Origin of the sequence: Ruegeria sp. HKCCA0370, from assembly GCF_013033705.1 — a bacterium.
Taxonomy (GTDB): domain Bacteria; phylum Pseudomonadota; class Alphaproteobacteria; order Rhodobacterales; family Rhodobacteraceae; genus Ruegeria.
Genome location: NZ_WQEP01000006.1, coordinates 38,456 through 56,935, shown reverse-complemented (window position 1 = coordinate 56,935; position 18,480 = coordinate 38,456). Strand labels below are relative to the sequence as shown.

At 61.6% G+C, this 18,480-nt stretch carries 20 protein-coding genes; 10 read left to right on the top strand and 10 right to left on the bottom strand.

The features are described 5' to 3' along the window. Nucleotides 1-16 precede the first annotated feature (16 nt). The gene (locus tag GOW31_RS13580) at nucleotides 17-901 is read right to left on the bottom strand and encodes a DMT family transporter (RefSeq protein ID WP_171170766.1); all 885 of its coding nucleotides are present in this window, start codon (nucleotides 899-901) and stop codon (nucleotides 17-19) included. A gap of 273 nt (nucleotides 902-1,174) precedes the next feature. Between GOW31_RS13580 and GOW31_RS13575 the strand changes: the two genes are divergently transcribed. Both GOW31_RS13575 and argF read left to right on the top strand, forming a co-directional pair. After that, entirely contained in the window at nucleotides 1,175-2,362 is a 1,188-nt protein-coding gene (locus GOW31_RS13575; protein ID WP_171170763.1) for an aspartate aminotransferase family protein, read from the top strand. Between the two features lie 76 nt (nucleotides 2,363-2,438). Further along, nucleotides 2,439-3,365 (top strand): ornithine carbamoyltransferase, encoded by a 927-nt coding sequence (gene argF, locus GOW31_RS13570; protein ID WP_171117603.1) that lies wholly within the window; start codon nucleotides 2,439-2,441, stop codon nucleotides 3,363-3,365. Here argF and GOW31_RS13565 read toward each other — a convergent pair. Together GOW31_RS13565 and GOW31_RS13560 are read right to left on the bottom strand one after the other, a co-directional pair. Then, nucleotides 3,362-3,958, bottom strand: coding sequence for a ferric reductase-like transmembrane domain-containing protein (locus GOW31_RS13565; protein ID WP_371807895.1), 597 nt, complete (start codon nucleotides 3,956-3,958; stop codon nucleotides 3,362-3,364). The two genes, argF and GOW31_RS13565, sit on opposite strands and share 4 nt — an antisense overlap. Nucleotides 3,959-3,966: 8 nt before the next feature. After that, nucleotides 3,967-4,455 carry a twin-arginine translocation pathway signal gene (locus tag GOW31_RS13560; RefSeq protein ID WP_171117607.1) on the bottom strand — a complete coding sequence of 163 codons (489 nt, stop codon included), beginning with the start codon at nucleotides 4,453-4,455 and terminating at the stop codon, nucleotides 3,967-3,969. Nucleotides 4,456-4,671: 216 nt separating this feature from the next. On the opposite strand from GOW31_RS13560, the gene GOW31_RS13555 reads away from it, so the two are divergent. The 3 genes from GOW31_RS13555 (at nucleotide 4,672) to GOW31_RS13545 (ending at nucleotide 7,641) form a co-directional block, all read left to right on the top strand. Then, the gene (locus tag GOW31_RS13555) at nucleotides 4,672-5,505 is read left to right on the top strand and encodes a phytanoyl-CoA dioxygenase family protein (RefSeq protein ID WP_171170760.1); all 834 of its coding nucleotides are present in this window, start codon (nucleotides 4,672-4,674) and stop codon (nucleotides 5,503-5,505) included. Nucleotides 5,506-5,624: 119 nt separating this feature from the next. Further along, entirely contained in the window at nucleotides 5,625-6,587 is a 963-nt protein-coding gene (locus GOW31_RS13550; RefSeq protein ID WP_171170758.1) for a pirin family protein, read from the top strand. Between the two features lie 79 nt (nucleotides 6,588-6,666). Next, nucleotides 6,667-7,641: a 2-dehydropantoate 2-reductase gene (locus GOW31_RS13545; protein ID WP_171170756.1), complete on the top strand. Its 975-nt coding sequence runs from the start codon at nucleotides 6,667-6,669 to the stop codon at nucleotides 7,639-7,641. A gap of 9 nt (nucleotides 7,642-7,650) precedes the next feature. Here the strand turns inward: GOW31_RS13545 and GOW31_RS13540 are convergent, their stop codons facing one another. The 3 genes from GOW31_RS13540 to hrpB all read right to left on the bottom strand — a co-directional run bounded on the left by GOW31_RS13540 (nucleotide 7,651) and on the right by hrpB (nucleotide 12,295). Then, nucleotides 7,651-9,126: an inorganic phosphate transporter gene (locus GOW31_RS13540; protein WP_171170754.1), complete on the bottom strand. Its 1,476-nt coding sequence runs from the start codon at nucleotides 9,124-9,126 to the stop codon at nucleotides 7,651-7,653. A gap of 89 nt (nucleotides 9,127-9,215) precedes the next feature. Further along, nucleotides 9,216-9,674 carry an NUDIX hydrolase gene (locus GOW31_RS13535; protein ID WP_171170752.1) on the bottom strand — a complete coding sequence of 153 codons (459 nt, stop codon included), beginning with the start codon at nucleotides 9,672-9,674 and terminating at the stop codon, nucleotides 9,216-9,218. Between the two features lie 167 nt (nucleotides 9,675-9,841). Continuing rightward, nucleotides 9,842-12,295: an ATP-dependent helicase HrpB gene (gene hrpB, locus GOW31_RS13530; RefSeq protein ID WP_171170750.1), complete on the bottom strand. Its 2,454-nt coding sequence runs from the start codon at nucleotides 12,293-12,295 to the stop codon at nucleotides 9,842-9,844. 208 nt (nucleotides 12,296-12,503) lie between these two features. On the opposite strand from hrpB, the gene meaB reads away from it, so the two are divergent. The 4 genes from meaB to GOW31_RS13510 all read left to right on the top strand — a co-directional run bounded on the left by meaB (nucleotide 12,504) and on the right by GOW31_RS13510 (nucleotide 15,221). After that, nucleotides 12,504-13,475 carry a methylmalonyl Co-A mutase-associated GTPase MeaB gene (gene meaB / locus GOW31_RS13525; RefSeq protein ID WP_171170748.1) on the top strand — a complete coding sequence of 324 codons (972 nt, stop codon included), beginning with the start codon at nucleotides 12,504-12,506 and terminating at the stop codon, nucleotides 13,473-13,475. A 186-nt stretch (nucleotides 13,476-13,661) separates the two neighbouring features. After that, the gene (rpmB, locus tag GOW31_RS13520; RefSeq protein ID WP_050603240.1) at nucleotides 13,662-13,949 is read left to right on the top strand and encodes a 50S ribosomal protein L28; all 288 of its coding nucleotides are present in this window, start codon (nucleotides 13,662-13,664) and stop codon (nucleotides 13,947-13,949) included. Nucleotides 13,950-14,317: 368 nt separating this feature from the next. Next, nucleotides 14,318-14,707, top strand: a complete 390-nt coding sequence (locus GOW31_RS13515) for a hypothetical protein (protein WP_254441724.1) — start codon at nucleotides 14,318-14,320, stop codon at nucleotides 14,705-14,707. Between the two features lie 40 nt (nucleotides 14,708-14,747). Next, nucleotides 14,748-15,221 (top strand): copper chaperone PCu(A)C, encoded by a 474-nt coding sequence (locus GOW31_RS13510; protein WP_152457330.1) that lies wholly within the window; start codon nucleotides 14,748-14,750, stop codon nucleotides 15,219-15,221. Nucleotides 15,222-15,313: 92 nt separating this feature from the next. Here the strand turns inward: GOW31_RS13510 and GOW31_RS13505 are convergent, their stop codons facing one another. Both GOW31_RS13505 and GOW31_RS13500 read right to left on the bottom strand, forming a co-directional pair. Continuing rightward, complete coding sequence (locus tag GOW31_RS13505; RefSeq protein ID WP_171170744.1) at nucleotides 15,314-15,922, bottom strand: HdeD family acid-resistance protein; 609 nt, start codon at nucleotides 15,920-15,922, stop codon at nucleotides 15,314-15,316. Between the two features lie 61 nt (nucleotides 15,923-15,983). Further along, complete coding sequence (locus tag GOW31_RS13500) at nucleotides 15,984-16,682, bottom strand: NAD-dependent deacylase (RefSeq protein WP_171171015.1); 699 nt, start codon at nucleotides 16,680-16,682, stop codon at nucleotides 15,984-15,986. 28 nt (nucleotides 16,683-16,710) lie between these two features. Here GOW31_RS13500 and GOW31_RS13495 point away from each other — a divergent pair, with 28 nt between their 5' ends. Beyond that, entirely contained in the window at nucleotides 16,711-17,154 is a 444-nt protein-coding gene (locus GOW31_RS13495) for a low molecular weight protein-tyrosine-phosphatase (protein ID WP_171170741.1), read from the top strand. Here the strand turns inward: GOW31_RS13495 and GOW31_RS13490 are convergent. Continuing rightward, entirely contained in the window at nucleotides 17,151-18,104 is a 954-nt protein-coding gene (locus GOW31_RS13490) for a LysR family transcriptional regulator (RefSeq protein WP_171117629.1), read from the bottom strand. The genes GOW31_RS13495 and GOW31_RS13490 overlap by 4 nt on opposite strands. Nucleotides 18,105-18,169: 65 nt before the next feature. Continuing rightward, the gene (locus tag GOW31_RS13485; protein ID WP_171170739.1) at nucleotides 18,170-18,478 is read right to left on the bottom strand and encodes a hypothetical protein; all 309 of its coding nucleotides are present in this window, start codon (nucleotides 18,476-18,478) and stop codon (nucleotides 18,170-18,172) included. Nucleotides 18,479-18,480: the final 2 nt, after the last annotated feature.

Below are 18,480 nucleotides of genomic sequence, written 5' to 3'. Positions count from 1 at the left end.
CGCGCGGGGCAGGCTCTCAGGCGCGGCGCCGCACCGCTTCTCGCCAGACCAGGATCAGCCCGCCGGCCAGGATGGTCGCAGATCCGACCAGACTGATCCAGTCGGGGATCACATCAAAGACCGCAAAGTCGTAAAGGGCGGCAAAGATCAGCGTGGCGTAGCTGATCGGGGCCACAAAGGATGCATCCGCCCGCGCCATGCCGTTGACGAAACAGGCCTGGGCGCAGGCCATCAGAACGCCGATCCCCACCAATGCCGCCCACTGCTGCGGGGTTGGCATCTGAAAGACGAAGCTGACGGCCAAAGTGGCGATCAGCACCCCCATTGCGTTGTTGATCAGCAGGATCTGCATCGGTGGCTCGCGCCCGGACAGCTTTTTGATGAAAATCAGCTCCATCCCGATCAGCGCAGCCGCCGCCAGCGCCAGAAGGGCGGCGGGCTGAAAGCTGGCGGAGGTCGGGCGCAGCAGGATCATCGCGCCCGTCAAGGCGACAGCCGCCGCCAGCCAGCGCCAAGGACCAACCCGCTCGTGCAGCAGCGGAATGGCCAGCACCATACCAAAGACAGGGTTCAGAAAGGATATGGCCGTCGCATCCGCCATCGGAATGAAGGCAACCGATGCGAACATCAATGTCACCCCCGCCCAGCCAAAACTGGTCCGCCCGACGTGAAGCCCCCAATGGGGCCGCACCAACCGGGGCCGCAGAGTTGCAACCGCCAGCACAATCGCCAGCAGGGCAAACAGAAACCGCCCGTGACTGATCTGCATGGCGTGCAAGGGCGGGCCCAACGCATCCGTCCCCAGCGCCTTGGCCAGCAGCGTCGTCGCGGCGATAAATGCGGTGGCGATAAAAATCAGCGCAGCGGCAAGCGGTGGATTGTGGTGCTTGGGTTGGAACATGGCCAAGCGGTGCGCGGTTGCACAGGCTTTGGCAAGGGCAAAATTCGATCCCTGCAAAATACCGGCTTCCCAACCTGCGCAAGCATCGCTATACGGTCGGCCATGATCAAACATGTGCATATCCAACTGCTCCGACGCCGACGCATCTTTGCGTAACCGGCCTGTTTGATCTCGTGTGCCCGGCAAATCGGCACAGACCTCACCAAAATTGTTGACGAACAGGGCCTTCGTGTATCACTCACGAGGCTCATACTACCTGAAAAGGATGATCCCATGATCCCGTCCGTTCTGCCGACCTATAACCGTGCGCCCCTGACATTCGTGAAGGGCGAAGGCGCCTGGCTGACCGAGGCGGATGGCCGACGTTTCTTGGACCTCGGCGCAGGGATCGCCGTGAACGCGCTGGGCCATGCCCATCCGGCATTGGTGGCCGCGCTGACGGACCAGGCCCATGCGCTGTGGCATGTCTCGAACCTGTACAACATCCCTCAGCAACAGGCCTTGGCTGACAAGCTGGTGGAACACAGTTTTGCCGATACGGTTTTCTTCACGAACTCCGGCACGGAATCCTGCGAACTGGCCGTGAAAATGGCCCGCAAGTATTTCTATGACAAAGCTCAGCCCGAGCGGGTCGAGATCATCACTTTCGACGGTTCCTTCCACGGCCGGTCGTCAGCCGGCATCGCCGCTGCCGGGTCCGAGAAAATGACCAAGGGCTTCGGCCCTCTGCTGCCGGGTTTCGTGCATGTGGCATTCGGAGACCTCGACGGCGTGACCGACGCCATCACCGACAAGACCGCCGCGATCCTGATCGAGCCCATCCAAGGCGAAGGCGGTATTCGCCCCGTCCCCGACGCCGAACTCAAGGCACTGCGTCAGATCTGCGACGACAACGGGCTGCTGCTGATCCTTGATGAAGTCCAGTGCGGCGTCGGCCGGACAGGCAAGCTCTTTGCCCATGAATGGGCTGGGATCACGCCTGATATCATGATGGTCGCCAAGGGCATCGGCGGCGGCTTCCCGTTGGGCGCGGTACTGGCGACCGAGGACGCGGCATCCGGCATGACTGCGGGCACCCACGGTTCGACCTATGGCGGCAACCCGCTGGGCTGCGCGGTGGGCTGCGCGGTGATCGATCATGTGGCAACACCAGCCTTTTTGGAAAGCGTCAACCGCAAGGCGGGCCTGCTGCGCCAAAAGCTCGAAGCCCTGATCGCCGATCACCCTGAGGTGTTCGAAGAGGTGCGCGGATCGGGCCTGATGCTCGGCCTCAAGTGCAAGCCTGCCAATATTGACGTGGTCAATGCAGGTTATGACAACCTCGTCATCACCGTTCCCGCCGCCGACAACGTGATCCGCCTGTTGCCGCCTCTCACCCTGACCGAGGACGATATCGCTCAGGCCATGATCCGCCTCGACAAGGCCGCCCGGCAGATCGAGACCCAGCTCCAAACCGCCTGATTTTCATCTTTTCCCAAATACTCCGGGGGTCCGGGGGCAGCGCCCCCGGCAACCGACAGCCAGGAAACGAACCGACATGAACCATTTTCTTGATATCCACAAAACCGATTCCACCGATCTGCGGGCCATGATCGATCAGGCCGGCGTGATGAAGCAGGCGCGTTTGGGCCGCCCCAAGGCCGCCCCTGACGACGAACGGCCGCTGAAAGATCGCATGGTGGCGCTGATCTTCGAAAAGCCTTCGACGCGGACGCGCGTGTCTTTCGATGTGGGCGTGCGCCAGATGGGCGGGCAGACCATGGTGCTGTCCGGCAAGGACATGCAGCTGGGTCACGGCGAAACCATCGCCGACACTGCCCGCGTGCTGTCGCGCTATGTAGACATGATCATGATCCGCACCTTCGATGAAACCATCCTGACCGAAATGGCTGAATACTCGGACGTGCCGGTGATCAACGGCCTGACCGACCGCACCCACCCCTGCCAGATCATGGCCGACGTTCTGACATTCGAGGAACATCGCGGCCCCATCGCTGGCAAAAAGGTGGTCTGGACCGGTGATGGCAACAATGTCTGCGCTTCCTTCCTGCACGCCGCCGGTCAATTCGGATTCGATCTGACCTTCACCGGACCGGCTCAGCTTGACCCGGAAGAGGAGTTCATGGGGTTTGCCCGTCAAAAAGGTTCGAAAATCGTGATCGAAAGGGATCCGCACAAAGCGGTGGAAGGCGCGGACCTCGTCGTCGCGGATACCTGGGTTTCGATGCATGATTCCCAGTCGGCCAAAGAGCGCCGCCACAACATGCTGCGCCCATATCAGGTCAATGCTGAACTCATGTCGCATGCCAAACCGGATGCGCTGTTCATGCATTGCCTGCCGGCCCACCGCGAGGAAGAAGCGACCTCCGAGGTCATGGATGGACCGAACTCGGTCATTTTTGATGAAGCCGAAAACCGTCTGCATGCACAAAAGGCGGTGATGCGCTGGTGCCTGGGCGTCTAAGGGCGTCGACGGATATCCCAAACTTTCAATTTGGCGAGCGTACTTGCGCTCGCCAAGAGGACCAGTGCGCAAAGCGCTGTTTTGGTTACGATCTCCATCGTGCCTTCGATCAGCATGGCGTGAACAAGGCTGCCGACAATCGTCACCCCGGCCAGTGCGGTGTGGCTCAGCCGCCAAAGACGAAAGCGCTGGCGCAGACGTTTGCGGAAGACCCCTAACAGGGCCGCCCCGAAAGCGGCCCACATGGCAATGACACCCCAGGCCGAGAACGGCGTTGGCGATACGAACAACAACGCATCCACCACATCCGGCGGGCTGGTAAGCCACAACCCCGCGACATGGACCACAATCGCCAGTACCAGGGTCAGACCGATCCAGCGGTGAATGTGGCGGCTCATCACTGCGGACAAGCCCGGAAGGTATCTTCCGGCCAGAAGCGGCTGCAGCAACAGCAGACCCAAGCTCAGAATTCCGGCAAACCCGGCGAGGATATAGGTTGGATCGCGCCAGGCAAGATACGGGCTGCCTGCCGCAGCGATTAAAGGAACGGCAAGGGCGGCGATCAGGGTCGCCCAAATGACACCGGTTCGGATCACCGGGATCAGAGCGGTTGCAACACGAAATGCGCAGCCAGTGTCTTGTCTTTGGAACTGGACATCACAGGCCGCAGGAACACGGTTTCGAACGCGCCGCTGTCATAGGCCAGATGCCCGTGCGGTTGACCGAATGCAGGAACGATCTGCGGCATTTCCAGGCGGAATTCACCCTTTTCATCCGTCAAGGTCGCCCCATGGCTTTGCGGGTCACGCTCGTGCCCTTCTGTGGTATGGGCCCAGATCTGAATGCGCTGGCCGGGCAGGGGAGCGCCATCGCCCGCCCGTCGTACGGTGCCGGTCATCCAGAACCCGCCGCCACCGATCCGGTCCACGATTGGCGCACCGGGGCGATAGTTGTTCGATCCGCCCCGCATCGAAGGCGTCGGCGCAATCCCGGCTGCGCGGGCAGGCACCAAAAGCCCTGTGGCGCCGGTCGCCAAAACGGCAACACCTTGGGTGATCAGGGAACGACGGGACAGCAACGCATCTGTCATCGAGAAACCTCCAATACGCGATCCAATCTTGTCAGTCTGCGGCTTCCATCTGAAACATAGCATGTTTCTTTCAAAATCCGAGGCCGTGCGCGGTAGGATCCCCGCGCCTTCACGGTTCTGTGAGTGATTCCGGGTCGTCGAAACGAATCTCTTTGACCTCTGGCGGTGCGTGGTGCGATGCTCTGGGCCACCGAACCACATCGGGATGATCATTCCATGACGACAGCAGATCTGGTTACACAGGAAGACATTGCCGCCTTCCAACGCGATGGTGCTGTTGTTCTGCGGTCGAAATTCTCATCCGACTGGTTGTCATTACTGCGCGCAGGTATCGACGCCGACCTTGACACGCCGACCGATAATTTCACCCGTCATACCAAGGATCCGAACGCCCCGGGCTATTACGAAGACTACTGGGCCTGGAACAAAATCCCGCAATTCAACGAATTCGTTCACAAGTCCCCCTGCGCACCGCTTGCCGCCGGGTTGCTGGGGGCGCCATCCATCAACCTTGTCATGGACAACTGGTTCCTGCGCGAGGCCGGCTCGACCTCGCGCCCGCCCTTCCATCAGGACCTGTCGTACTTCGACTTCGAAGGCACGATGTGCGTCCTTTGGCTGCCGCTGGAACCCGTGACCAAGGAAAACGGCATCGCATTCGTGAAGGGCTCACACCTATGGGACAAGCTGTTCATGCGGGTGCGGTTTGCCGATGGGCATCCCAGCTATGAGCCCACCGAAGTCGCCGGGCTGACCTATCACCCGCCACCCGATGTCAATGCCGACCCCGGCGCGTATGAGTTGCTGCAATGGGATCTGGAGCTTGGGGATTGTATCTTTTTCGACATGCGAACGCTGCATGGCGGGCTGTCCTCGACCACGCCGTCGGAAACGGTGCGGCGCTTCACCCTTCGCATGACGGCACCTGATGGTGTCATCCGGTATCGCGGCGACTGGGCCAAGGACGAGCGTGCGCAGTTCGAGGCGGCAGGCTATGGCGAGGGGGATCGGATTGACGGGCCGTTTTTCCCGCAACTCTGGCCGCGTTGATTGGAACGGCGCCGCACTTAATCTGTGCGATTGTGCACTTTATGGGCTGCTTCGCGTAGCTATTTCTTACCTGAGTGAACGCGGGTGGCCTGACCATCTGCAACGAAGGGAGAGCTGAAATGAGTTGGAACCCGACACACAATCCGGAGTGCATTTCGGAGAATCCGGCGCTGGACACATTAATCATCCCGCGTGCCCGTGACTTGGGAGGGTTCGAAGTGCGCCGCGCGTTGCCTTCGGTAAAACGACAGTTGGTGGGCCCGTTCATCTTTTTCGATCAAATGGGCCCCGCTGAATTCATCACCGAAGGCGGCATCGACGTGCGGCCCCACCCCCATATCGGACTGGGCACGGTCACCTATCTGTACCAGGGCGAATTCGAGCACCGCGACAGCCTTGGCACACATCAGATGATCTATCCCGGCGAGGTCAACTGGATGGTTGCAGGGCGTGGTGTCACCCATTCCGAGCGCACCAGTGACGAAACACGCGGCAGGAAACACAGCCTGTTCGGCATTCAGACCTGGATCGCCTTGCCCGAAGCGCATGAGGATATGGCCCCGGATTTCGAACATCACAAACAGGCCGCGTTGCCGCATATTCAGGATTCAGGCGTCAGCGCCCGGTTGATCCTGGGTTCAGCCTATGGTGAGACCAGCCCGGTCACGATGCTGTCCGAAACCTTCTATCTCGACGTGCAATTGGAACCCGGCGCGTCTTTCCCTCTGCCTGATGACCACGAAGATCGCGGTGTCTATGTTACGCAAGGTTCGGTCGAAATCGCGGGCGACAGGTTTGACGAGGGCCGCATGATGGTGTTCCGGCCCGGGGACAAGCTGTCTGTCAAGGCCGGTGCGCTGGGCGCGCGGCTGATGCTGCTGGGCGGAGCGACCCTGAATGAAGACCGCTACATCTGGTGGAATTTCGTTTCGTCTTCGAAGGAAAAGATCGAAACCGCAACCCGTGAGTGGAAAAGCGCCGATTGGGCCAATGGTGCATTTCAACTGCCTCCGGGTGACGATCAGGAATTTATCCCTATTTCCAAAGAGCTTGAGCGCACCAAACCCCGGCTGGCCCGCTAGCGCGTGACGTCGGGGGCAAGCGGGCTTGTGTCACGGGACGTTTGCGGTGATCCTTTTCGGGTGTACCGGAGGGGGTATCATGAAACTTGTCCTTGCAGGCGCGGGCAGCATCGGCTGTTACTGTGGTGCTTTGCTGGCCCGGTCGGGGCACTCCGTGACCTTGCTGGGCCGCGCCCGTGTGCTGGACCCGATCCGAGAGCACGGGCTGAAGGTCACTGACTTTGATGGCCTTGACGTCACGATTCCGACCGGGGGCCTGACGCTCAGCGAAGATCCGGCCTGTCTGGATCAGGCCGAACTGGTCATCGTCACCGTCAAATCGGGTGCAACCGCAGATATGGCCGAGCAAATTGAGCGCTTTGCGCGGCAGGATGCCCCGATCCTGTCCTGGCAAAACGGTATCGAAGCTGCCGCAACATTGCGCAATGCCCTTCCCGGGCGCGACATACGCGCCGGAATGGTTCCGTTCAACGTGGTGCCGACTGCCCCCGCCACCTATCATCGGGCCACGTCCGGAGAGATCGTCATCCAAAGCGGCGCTGGTGATCTGGCCGCGCAGCTGAGCAGCGCAGACCTTCCCGTCACGTCCAGCGACCACATCGAAGCCGTGCAATGGGGCAAGTTGGTGATCAACCTGAACAATGCGCTCAATGCCTTGTCGGGCCTCACGCTGGTGGATCAGCTGATGAACCGCGACTGGCGCAATCTCATGGCGGATCAGATGTCCGAGGCGCTGACCGTCCTCAAGGCGGCGGGTCATCCCGTAGCCTCGACCACACCGCTTCCGGCATGGATGACCCCGCATATTCTGCGGCTGCCGACACCGCTGTTCACCAGGATCGCGGCCCGGATGCTGACAATCGACCCGAGCGCGCGAACGTCCATGGCCTATGACCTCATGGCTGAGCGGCAAACGGAAATTGACAGCCTGCAAGGTCACATCATCCGGATGGGTCACGAAACCGGAGTGCCGACACCCATCTGCACGCAGGTGTCCGACCTGATCAAACATGCACCCGATCACCCGTTGTCGCCGGAACAGATCAGGCTCTAACGTCAACCCTCAGGCGAACGCGGTCAGCACCCAGTAAATGACGGCCGACATGGTTGCGGCGGCGGGCACGGTGACAATCCACGCGGCCACGATGGTCATGAAATGCGACCGCCGTACCAGCTTGCGACGGCGGTATTCTTCCGGGGCAAGGTGTTGTGCTGTGCGTTGAAGCTTTCCCCGCTTGCGCCGGCGCTCGGAATCCCACTCGCGGTAAAAGCCGACGCCAAAGACTGCTCCAACAGCGATATGGGTCGAACTGACCGGCAGGCCAAGCCAGCTGGCCAGAGTCACGGTGATCGCCGCCGACAGGGCGACGCAAAAGGCGCGTATCGGGTTCAGCTTGGTGATCTGGCGGCCCACCATCCGGATGAGCCTGGGGCCGAACAGAAACAGACCAAAGGAAATCCCGAACGCTCCGATGATCATCACCCAAAGCGGGATTGGAACTTTCGCGGCGAACTCTCCGAACTCGACCGCGTGGACAATCGCGGCCAGCGGGCCGACCGCATTGGCCACGTCATTTGCGCCGTGGGCAAAGCTCAGGAACGTGGCCGAGATCACAAGCGGCAGGCCAAACAGCGTTTTCAGCGACCGGGTCCGGTTCTCCATTCCTTTGGATTTGCGTTTGACCCACGGGACGGTCACGGACCAGGTCAGCAGCCCCACACCCAACCCGATCAGCAAAGCCATCTTGGGGTCGATTGTCACGATCCGCTTCAGCCCTTTGACGGACATATACGTGGCAAAGGCCCCTGCCATCACAGCCAAAAGGATGGGCACCCATTTGCGCGCGGCGGCAATCTTGTCGTCCTGATTCTGGATTTTCGACTTGATCAGCGCCAGAAAAGCCGCGGCAACCGCCCCCCCGAGCATCGGCGAAATCACCCAGCTGGCTGCAATTGCACTCATCGTGCCCCAGCTCACCGCGCTCAGGCCCGCTGCTGCAATGCCTGCACCCATCACCCCGCCCACGACTGAATGCGTTGTGGACACAGGGGCGCCGATCCAGGTCGCCAGGTTGACCCACATGGCCGAAGATATCAGCGCCGCCATCATGGCCCAGATGAACACCTCGCTGTTTTGCACCGAGGCGGGGTCGACAATCCCCTTTGAGATGGTCGAGACCACGTCACCCCCCGCAAGCAACGCACCAGCGCTTTCGGCAATGGCGGCAATCACGATGGCGCCGCCCATGGTCAGCACATTCGCACCGACCGCTGGGCCCATGTTGTTGGCCACGTCATTGGCACCGACATTGATCGCCATATAGGCCCCGAACGCGGCCGCCGCGACCACGACATGGCTGCCATCCGCCCGACCGAACAGGACCGCCGCCGTCAGCCCGGCAAGCGCCATGAAGGCCAGTGCGACCCCCGGTGCCAGCAGGTGGCGCGCGACATGGATGTTGGCGGTTTCGACCCGCGAAATTCGGTGCAGGTCGCTGTCCAACGTTTGCCAGCGTGGTTTCGGATTCGTGTCAGACATGAACTTGGTCAGATAGTGAAGGATCGTGCGCCACTAACGGTATCCGGCTGCTCAGGCAAGCTGGGTGCCATCGAAATGTTGCGAATTCCTTACAGTCTGCGCAACAGGGCCTGAAGCTCGGGCTCTTGCACCAGGGTGGCCGCTTCAGCCGGCGAAAACCAGCCGCGTTCGCGCTGATCGGCCTCGGGAAAGTCATCGGCCAGCGCACGCACCGATATCCTGTAGACATTGGTCAATACCGGTTGCGCCGATCCGTCTTTGAGGATCTTGTCGTAAGTGAATTGGCCGATGGGTTCATCGTGAACCGCATCCGCGCGCACCCCGGACTCTTCCCAGGCCTCCTGGAGGGCGGTTTCCGCGCCACTCAAACCATCGATGGGCCAGCCTTTCGGGATGATCCAGCGTTTGGTGTCTCGGCTGGTGATCAGAAGGACCTGATCCTGCCCATCATGAGTGCGGGTGCACAACGCCGCAAACTGCACCCGTCGGGGGCGCAGGAACAGCGGACGTCCTACCTCTTCCCAGATATTTTGCAGCCATGCATTCATCAGTTATTTTGTCAGTCTACTCTATGCCTTCAAAGTTGATACGACTTAACAACGGAAATGGTGAGTTTCAATTAAACCTTCCAGTTTTGGCCGGGTTTGGCCGATTTTTGAGGGTTTTCTGGGTTGTTTTGTGGATTATGGGCAAGGCTCGGGCTTTGCTGACGGCTCTAGTCACGTCTGCGTTTTGCCCTCAGCGTGGGATCAGCCTGAGTCGGGTCTTCGGGCCAGGGGTGTTTGGGGTATTGCGCCCTCATGTCCTTGCGTACATCCGCGTAAGAGCCCGCCCAGAAACCGGGCAGGTCACGCGTTATTTGGATCGGGCGCTGCGCCGGTGACAGCAGAGTGATCTTCAAAGGCTGGCCGCCGATCGCCGGGTGTTGGGTCACGCCAAACACTTCCTGCAAACGGACCGAGATTTCCGGCACGGCCGCGCTGTAATCAATTGGCACCTTGCGCCCCAGCGGCGTTTCAAATGACCCCGGAGCGCGCCGGTCCAGTTCCTGCGTCTGCGCCCAGTCCAGCCGCGCGCGCAGGGCGGGCAAAAGGTCGAATTTCTTCCAGTCTTCAGCGCTTTTGACCCCTGACAGCATGGGCAGCAACCAGTCCTCCATGTCGGCCATCAGGCCTGCGACCGAAAAATCGGGCAGATCGACGCCATCGGCGCGCACCAGTTCGACACGGGCGGCCAGGCGCGCGGCGGCACCCTCCAGCCGCAGGCCAAGATCGCGTATCCCATCCAGCATCGCGCGGGCCACGGCGTCGTCCGGGACGTCCTTCCATATGCGGTCGTCCAACGTGATCGCGCCGAACCGCTCTTGCCGCCGCGACACGACCCGCCGCTCGCGCTTGGACCAGGCGCACGTCTCGACCCAGCCGATCTGATCCGCGAACAGATCGCGGATGTCGCGTTCCGAAATCTGGGTGGCCATCCGGACCTTCGCCTCGCGCGGGTTGCCATCCGTGTCGATGACGACCAGAAACGGAGCGCTAGCCAGTGAATCCGCACTGTCCAGAACAACGCCTTTCCCCCCTGACAGCACATAGCGCGGCGCGTCACCCTTGCGCCGCTGCCCGATGCGGTCAGGATAGGCCAGCGCAGCCATGGCGGCGGGGCTCAGATCGACCGAGTCGCCCTTGACCTGTTTCCGCAGACGTCTGGTCTCGGCATTGATCCGATCCACTGCGCCCATGTTGACCTGCCAGACCCTGTTGCGCTGAAAAGCCCGGGGGTCGCGCAGCGCCTCTTGCCGCAGGGTGATATCCACCGGCGCACCGCGAAGGGGGTCACGCTCGGCCATCAACGCTGCCAACGGGGCGGCGTTCGGACCGGCCCGCACAAGCATGTGCCCCAACCGGGGATGCAAGGGCAGTGCCGCCAGGGCGCGCCCATGATCGGTGATCCGCCAATTGGTATCAAGTGCGCCCAGCATTGTCAGCAAAGCCCGCGCCTCGGCCATCGTCCCCTCGGGAGGTGGAGTCAGAAAGGCAAGATCGGCCGCGTCAGCGCCCCACAGGGACAGCTCCAGCGCCAGCCCGGTCAGGTCCGCCGCTTCGATCTCGGCGGGCGGGTAGGCGGCCAGGGCACCGTCTTCCCCCTTCGACCAGAGTCGGTAACACACCCCTTCGGCCACCCGTCCGGCCCGGCCCGCGCGCTGTGTGGCCTCGGCCCGGGTCACCCGTTCGGTCACCAGCCGGGACATGCCCGATCCCGGATCGAACCGAGCCCGCCGGGCCTGTCCCATATCCACCACGACCTTGATGTCGGGGATCGTCAGCGAGGTTTCGGCAATCGACGTCGCCAGCACGACTTTGCGCCCATGTTCCACCGGGGCAATCGCGGCACGCTGGGCTGCAAAGGGCATGGCTCCGAATAACGGGCGCACCACGCAACTGTCGGGCAACCGTCTGTTCAAAAGGCTTTCGGCGCGTCGGATTTCGCCCTCTCCCGGCAGGAAAACCAGAATTCCGCCGCCGGATTTTCGCGTCTCACGCTCGGCTTGCACCACCAGATCGATCAACGCATCCAACCGTCGCGCTTGCGGCCCCAATGGCCGATCCAGCCAGCGCGTCTCAACCGGAAAGCTGCGCCCGTCCGATGTGACCAGAGGGGCCACCATCAACGCGCCGACGGGATCCGCATCAAGCGTGGCTGACATGGCCAGCAGGATCAGATCGTCCTGCAATGCGTCGGTCACCTCGAGGCACAAGGCCAGCCCCAGATCGGCGTTCAGAGATCGTTCGTGGAATTCATCGAAAATCACCGCGCCAATTCCCGGCAGATCCGGGTTGGATTGCAGCATCCGGGTCAGGATGCCCTCGGTCACCACCTCGATCCGGGTGTCTTTCGACACTTTCGCCTCGCCACGTACACGGTAGCCCACGGTCTGTCCCGCGCGCTCTCCCAACGTCTCGGCCATCCGCTCGGCCGCGGCCCGGGCCGCCAGCCGCCGGGGTTCCAGCATCACGATCCTGCCATCGCACAGACCCGCCTCGAGCATTGCCAGGGGAACCCGCGTGGTCTTGCCCGCCCCCGGTGGGGCCTGCAATACCGCGCGACCCTGCGCGCGCAATCTGTCCAGCAGTTCGGGAACGGCGTCGTCGATGGGCAGGCGTATCGTCATCCGGCTCTTATCCGCGATCATGCTGGTGTCGTCCAGTTCTCTCGCCGGCGCGTTCTGGTGACACCGGGGCTGCAGGTCCAACCCTGAACGGCCAAGCGACGCACGAATTGACGCAGCTTTCGCTTTGATCGTATTTCCGGCGACCTGCGGTCTGGACAAACACCCCCCGAGCGCGGCAACTATTCCTGCCTCTAGGATCGGGACAAGAATGCAGACAGACAGCCTCAGCGACAGGATTTTGAAGGGCGAGCGCCGGGCGCTGGCTCGCGCGATCACACTGGTGGAAAGCAATCGTGCCGATCATCGTGCACAGGCCAGCGAGCTGTTGGCCCAGCTCGCGGGATCGGGGCGTCAGGCGCTCCGGATCGGTTTGTCGGGTACGCCCGGGGTGGGCAAGTCCACCTTCATCGAAAGCTTTGGCATGATGCTGACGGGGCAGGGGCTGCGTGTCGCGGTTCTGGCAGTCGATCCCAGCTCTGCCCGTTCAGGGGGCTCGATTCTGGGGGACAAAACCCGGATGGAACGCCTGAGCCGCGAGAAGAACGCCTTTATCCGCCCCTCCCCCAGCCAGAGCCATCTCGGGGGCGTTGCCCGACGGACGCGTGAGGCCATCGCCCTATGCGAGGCCGCAGGCTATGACGTGGTGCTGATTGAAACCGTGGGCGTCGGGCAGTCCGAAACGGTGGTGTCCGAATTGTCGGACCTGTTCCTGTTGCTGTTGGCCCCGGCGGGTGGGGACGAATTGCAGGGTGTCAAACGTGGCATCATGGAGATGGCCGATATCATCCTGATCAACAAGGCGGATGGCGACCTGAAGGCCACGGCGACCCGGACATGCGCAGACTATGCCGGTGCGTTGCGATTGCTGCGCAAGCGCCCGCAGGATCCCGAAGGTTTCCCCAAGGCAATGACCGTTTCAGCGGTCGAAGAACAGGGGCTGGAGCAAGCCTGGCACGAGATGCAATTCCTGACCCGGTGGCGCCGCGACAACGGTATCTGGGAAGCCAACCGGGCCGCCCAGGCGCGATACTGGTTCGATCAGGAAGTCCGCCATGCCCTTCTGGCCCGGCTCGACACGCCGCAGGCCAAGGCCGAGATGGAACGCCTGAACGCCGAAGTCTCGGCCGGGCGTCTGAACCCGGCCCGCGCGGCCGAGGAACTGCTTGGCACGCTGAGCTGACGGGGTGAAAGGGGGCAAGGTTTCAAAGGCGGGCGCAAAATGAAAGAATTCGTTCGGTCCGTCTTGACCCTTCCTGCGATTCCCACTACACGCATCCAACCAGTTTTCGGGCGCGACTTCGGGTTGTGCCCCTTGTGATTTGGCCGAGGGCTTTGTGCCCGGCCTCCAGAAACAAAGGAAGAAACCATGTCGCGCCGTTGCGAACTGACCGGAAAAGGCCCGATGACTGGCAACAATGTCAGCCATGCCAAAAACAGAACTCGTCGTCGTTTCCTGCCGAACCTGAATGACGTTACCCTGCAGTCCGAGACCCTGGGCCGCGGCGTGAAGCTGCGCATCTCGGCAGCCGCCCTGCGTTCGGTTGACCACCGCGGTGGTCTGGACGCATTCCTGGCCAAAGCCAAGGATGAAGAACTGTCGGCGAACGCACTGAAAGTGAAGAAGGAAATCGCCAAGGCGCAAGCCACGGCCTAAGCCTTTTCGCGGATTGATTTTCAGGCCCTGTACCTCTTTGGTGCAGGGCTTTTTCGTTTTGAGCCGCCCGCTGCAGCCCGACACTGTTTTCAATTTCGAAATTATTTTCCGCTATTGGTGAATTGCTTCACATACGGAATGCCGAATCTGACCTATCGTTACTGTCATTCATCAGGCGGGGGCCTCACTATGACGTTAAAAAGTTTCTACCTTTTCCTGTTTCTGGCCGCGGTTTTTCGCAAAGCAATTTCGGCTTGTACGCGGATGCAGCGCAGGGTGAATCGTTCCCACACCAGCTTCAATACAAGCAAGGTGAAACGACCGGGAATTGATTACTGAAACCAGCTTCAAGCGCGACCCTTTGGCGCTTGAAGCTACTCTACCGACTGACCTATACCCGGGTCAGGATGAGACCAGCCATAACACGATTCCTGCCTTATGTTCTGTCCCTGCTTTTGGTTCTGACCGGGCAGGGCCTTGCCGTGTCCCGCGGCATGGACAGGGCCGTGGGTCAGATGGTGTTGTGCACAGGCACCGGTCCGGTCGTTGTCTATATGGACGAAAACGGACAGCCCACCGCGCCACCGCATTACTGCCCGGATTACGCACTGTCCCTGATGGGCGCGGTCGCCGTTGCCCAGCCGCCCATGCCTATGGCGCCAGAGCGGGCGCAGATAGCGCCGCTGCGACATCTGGTCAATCAAATCGCCTTGCCGGTCCCCGGCACCCCGGCGCGCGCGCCGCCTGTACGTGTTTGAAGACGCTACTTTTTCAAACCTACAATACAGGAGAGGCACGATGTCCCTCAAAACTACTCTGTTTGCAACCCTGGCCGCCGTGACCCTGGCCATGCCTGCTTTTGCCGAAGGCACTATCAAAGTTGATGACGCCTATGCCCGGTCGTCGGGAAAGACCGCTAAGGCAGGTGCCGCGTTCATGATGATCCAGAATCTGGGCGATGCGGACGACCGTCTGGTCGGCGTGACGTCGGATGCCGCTGCCCGGGTTGAACTGCATACGCACAAAGTCGACGACAATGGCGTGGCCAAGATGGTGCATGTCGAGGAAGGCTTTGCCATTCCGGCAGGTGAAACCCACATGCTGAAACGTGGCGGCGACCACGTGATGTTCATGGGGCTGACCGAACCGTTCGAGCAGGACGCCATGGTTCCGGTGACGCTGATCTTTGAAAAGGCTGGCGAGGTTGAGATCGAAATCCCGGTCGATCTGGAGCGTCAGGACATGGGCGGACACGGATCTCATTCGAACTAGGGCAACGCCTGTCTTCAGGCCGCGCTGCGGCCGTCATCCATGCGTCAGGCCGGGCATTGCCCGGCCTGTTGTTCCTGCGGTCACCGCTGGTGCTATTTGTTGACGGTTTTCATACCGACACGGTCACCAGCCCGGCGGAATCGGGACGCCAGCCAGAACATGACCGCGGCAATGGCCAGCGCCGAAAAGGCGATGCCCCATCCCAGCGCAACAAGCGCGACCGCTGGCCAGATCATCAAAACAAGCCCGACCACAAGCGCGACAAAACCCGAAACGCGCATGGAGCCGCGTTGAGGGTCTCTCTCGTGCATTTGCCCGGATGCCGCAAGCGAACCGATCCCGATGATCAGCGCCCATGCGCCCATCAGGAAAAAGGCCAGTTTGACCGTCCCTTCCGGCCAGATCAGCAGGACAAGCCCGATCAGAAGCGCACCGATTGCAGCGCCGCCCATTACCCCACGACGCCCAACGCCCAAAAGCGTCAGGCCACCATCGAGGATCAGCAGCACACCAACCAGCCGCAGCAGCAACGCGATGCTGCCAGACGGCCAGAACAGTGCTGCAATACCGACAAGCCCGGCCAGTATTCCGCGCAGCAGAAAGGTCCACCACAGGCTGGAAAGCTGCTCTCCCAGCATGTCGCGCCCGGCCATGCTGCCTTCATCCAGAATTTCACCGGTCCGGGGGTCCTGATCCGTCATTTCTTGTCCTCCAGTCGTTTCGGGGACAGTCTAACCGAATTAAGCGAGTGTTGTCTGTACTTTAACTGTGCGGCGCAAGCAGGTGCCCGACCCATCGCGGAACTGTCTGGGTCGCTTTGCCGACAAGTCTTTCATCAAACCCGGATGCGCCCGGCGACGGTTCCAGATTGATCTCGATCGTCCGAGCGCCCGCCGCCTGTGCCTCGTGCACGAACGCTGCCGCCGGATAAACCTGACCCGAGGTGCCAATGGCGGCAAAAAGCGACGCGTTGGTCAGGTGGTCATAAATCTCGTCCATGAAATAGGGCATCTCTCCAAACCAGACCACATCGGGCCGGGCCGTGGGGCGCGCACAGGCGGGGCAGGATTCCCCAACCGCCATTTCGGGCGGGGCGGTCCAGCGATGGCCACAGGCTGAACACAGCGCGCCCGCCAAAGTTCCGTGCATGTGGATGACATCTTTTGCGCCGCCCGCCTCGTGCAGGCTGTCCACGTTCTGGGTGACAATCACGACGTCTCCGGGCCAGTCCCGTTGCAGCCGGGCCAGTGCTTCATGAGCGGCATTGGGTTGCACCTTGGAGGCCTGAACCCGCCGCGCATTGTAAAACCCCTGAACCAGTGCAGGGTCGCGGGCGAATCCTTCCGGCGTGGCGACATCCTCGATCCGGTGCTGGGCCCATAAACCACCCTCATCGCGAAAGGTGCTCAACCCGCTTTCGGCGGATATTCCGGCTCCGGTCAGAATCACGATCTTTTCCATTTCTCCTCCGCGCGGTACAGGTTGGCGCATGTCACACCGTATCCTCTTTGTCTGCCTGGGCAATATCTGCCGCTCGCCTGCGGCAGAGGGCGTTTTTCGCGCCCGCGCGCCACATCACGTAACCGATAGTGCCGGAACCATGGGCTGGCATGCGGGGAAACCGCCCTATGGCCCGATGCAGGCAGCTGCGAAGGTCAGGGGAATCGATCTGGGCGACCTGCGCGCCCGTCATTTCACCGCTGCCGATTTCGACCGCTTCGATCTGATCCTGGGCATGGACGCCAACAACATCGCGGATATCGAGGATCTGCGCCCCGCCGGCAGTGACACCCCGGTGCGCCTGCTGACCGATTTCGCCCCTGAAGCCGGCGCGGATCATGTGCCTGACCCATATTACACGCGGGATTTCGATGGCGCTCTGGACCTGATCGAAGCGGCGGTCGAGGGGCTTGCCGCCCATCTGGACAGTTAGCCGCCGATCACCCGCAGCGATCCGCTCAGCCAGGGCAGTTTGGCCAAAGCCGGGTCAACGATCTGGTTCTGCATCAGACGCCGTGTCATGCCCGCCACCTCCTGCGGTACCTGATCGGACCAGCCCGTTCGCGCCAGCAATGATATGCTGCGCGAGAAATCCCCGAACGGGGCAGCGTGGGCCTCCAGCCCGTCATGGAACCGCGCGGCGCGCATGAAACCCAGCGGCGTCGTGATCGCCCAACCCAGACCCCGTGCAACCATGGCCATCAGCGCCATGTGCGAGCCGATCTCGAACCGTTCCTCGAACTCCTGCGCGCCGCGCGCCATATGCGCCTCGATCTGCCGGCTGATCAACTGCTCGCGGGCATAGCGCAGATACGGCAGGCTGTTCTGCACAGCCTCCACTCCGCCCGCCCCCTGAGGCGCAACCAGAATGAACGGATCCCGGACCAGAGGGTACTCGACCACCCCCTCCAGCACTTCTCCGCTATGGGCGGTGACGGCCATATGCAGGCGTTGTTCGGCCAAGGCCTCGAACAGATCGAGGCTCGACAAGGTGATCAGCTTGAAATTCGATCGGGTCAGACTGTCTGCCAGCAACGTGGCCAGCCGCGGGGTCAGATCATTGTCGAAGTCGTCGATCAGCCCGATGGACAAAGTGGTCAGATGCCCCAGATCCATGACTGACAATTCGCTTTGTGCCATTTGCAGCTCGGCCAGAACCGCCTCGGCGCGCACCAGAAAGCTGCGCCCGGCCTGTGTCAGGCGCATCGGTCGGCGCCCGTGATCGACCAGTTCGGTGCCCAGAGCCTTTTCCAGATTGCGCAACTGTTGGGAAACGGATGGCTGGCTGAGCCCCGTGATCTCGGCGGCCTGTGCCACCGATCCCGTCCGCGCCAAAGCCTCGAACACCTCAAGGCCCCGCAGGGTCAGCCCTTTCATCACCATAAGATACACCTTTCGCTGCGCCTTTCTGGGGCGCAGCGTGGATCAGGTCAAGGTTTCAGAAGGGCTTAGCTGCAGATCGCCTGTGCCATCTGGCCAAAGTTCTGATACCGGTCCCACAGCGCATCATCGCGCGCGGTCTGCGACATCTTTAACTGTTGCGCCTGATGGGGGTCAGTGAACCACTTGGCCACGGTTTTCTGATCGCTGCGGGTAAGCGCCTGATCTGCTACGCGCTGGATGCAACTGCACCGATCCCGCGTCGCTGCTGACCGATCCGACGCCAGACACGCCCGCTTGATCTGCGCCGCGTCCGCAACCGGAGCCACAGCCGTCAGCGATGCCGCACAAAATGCGATTAAGAGTAACTGTTTCATGC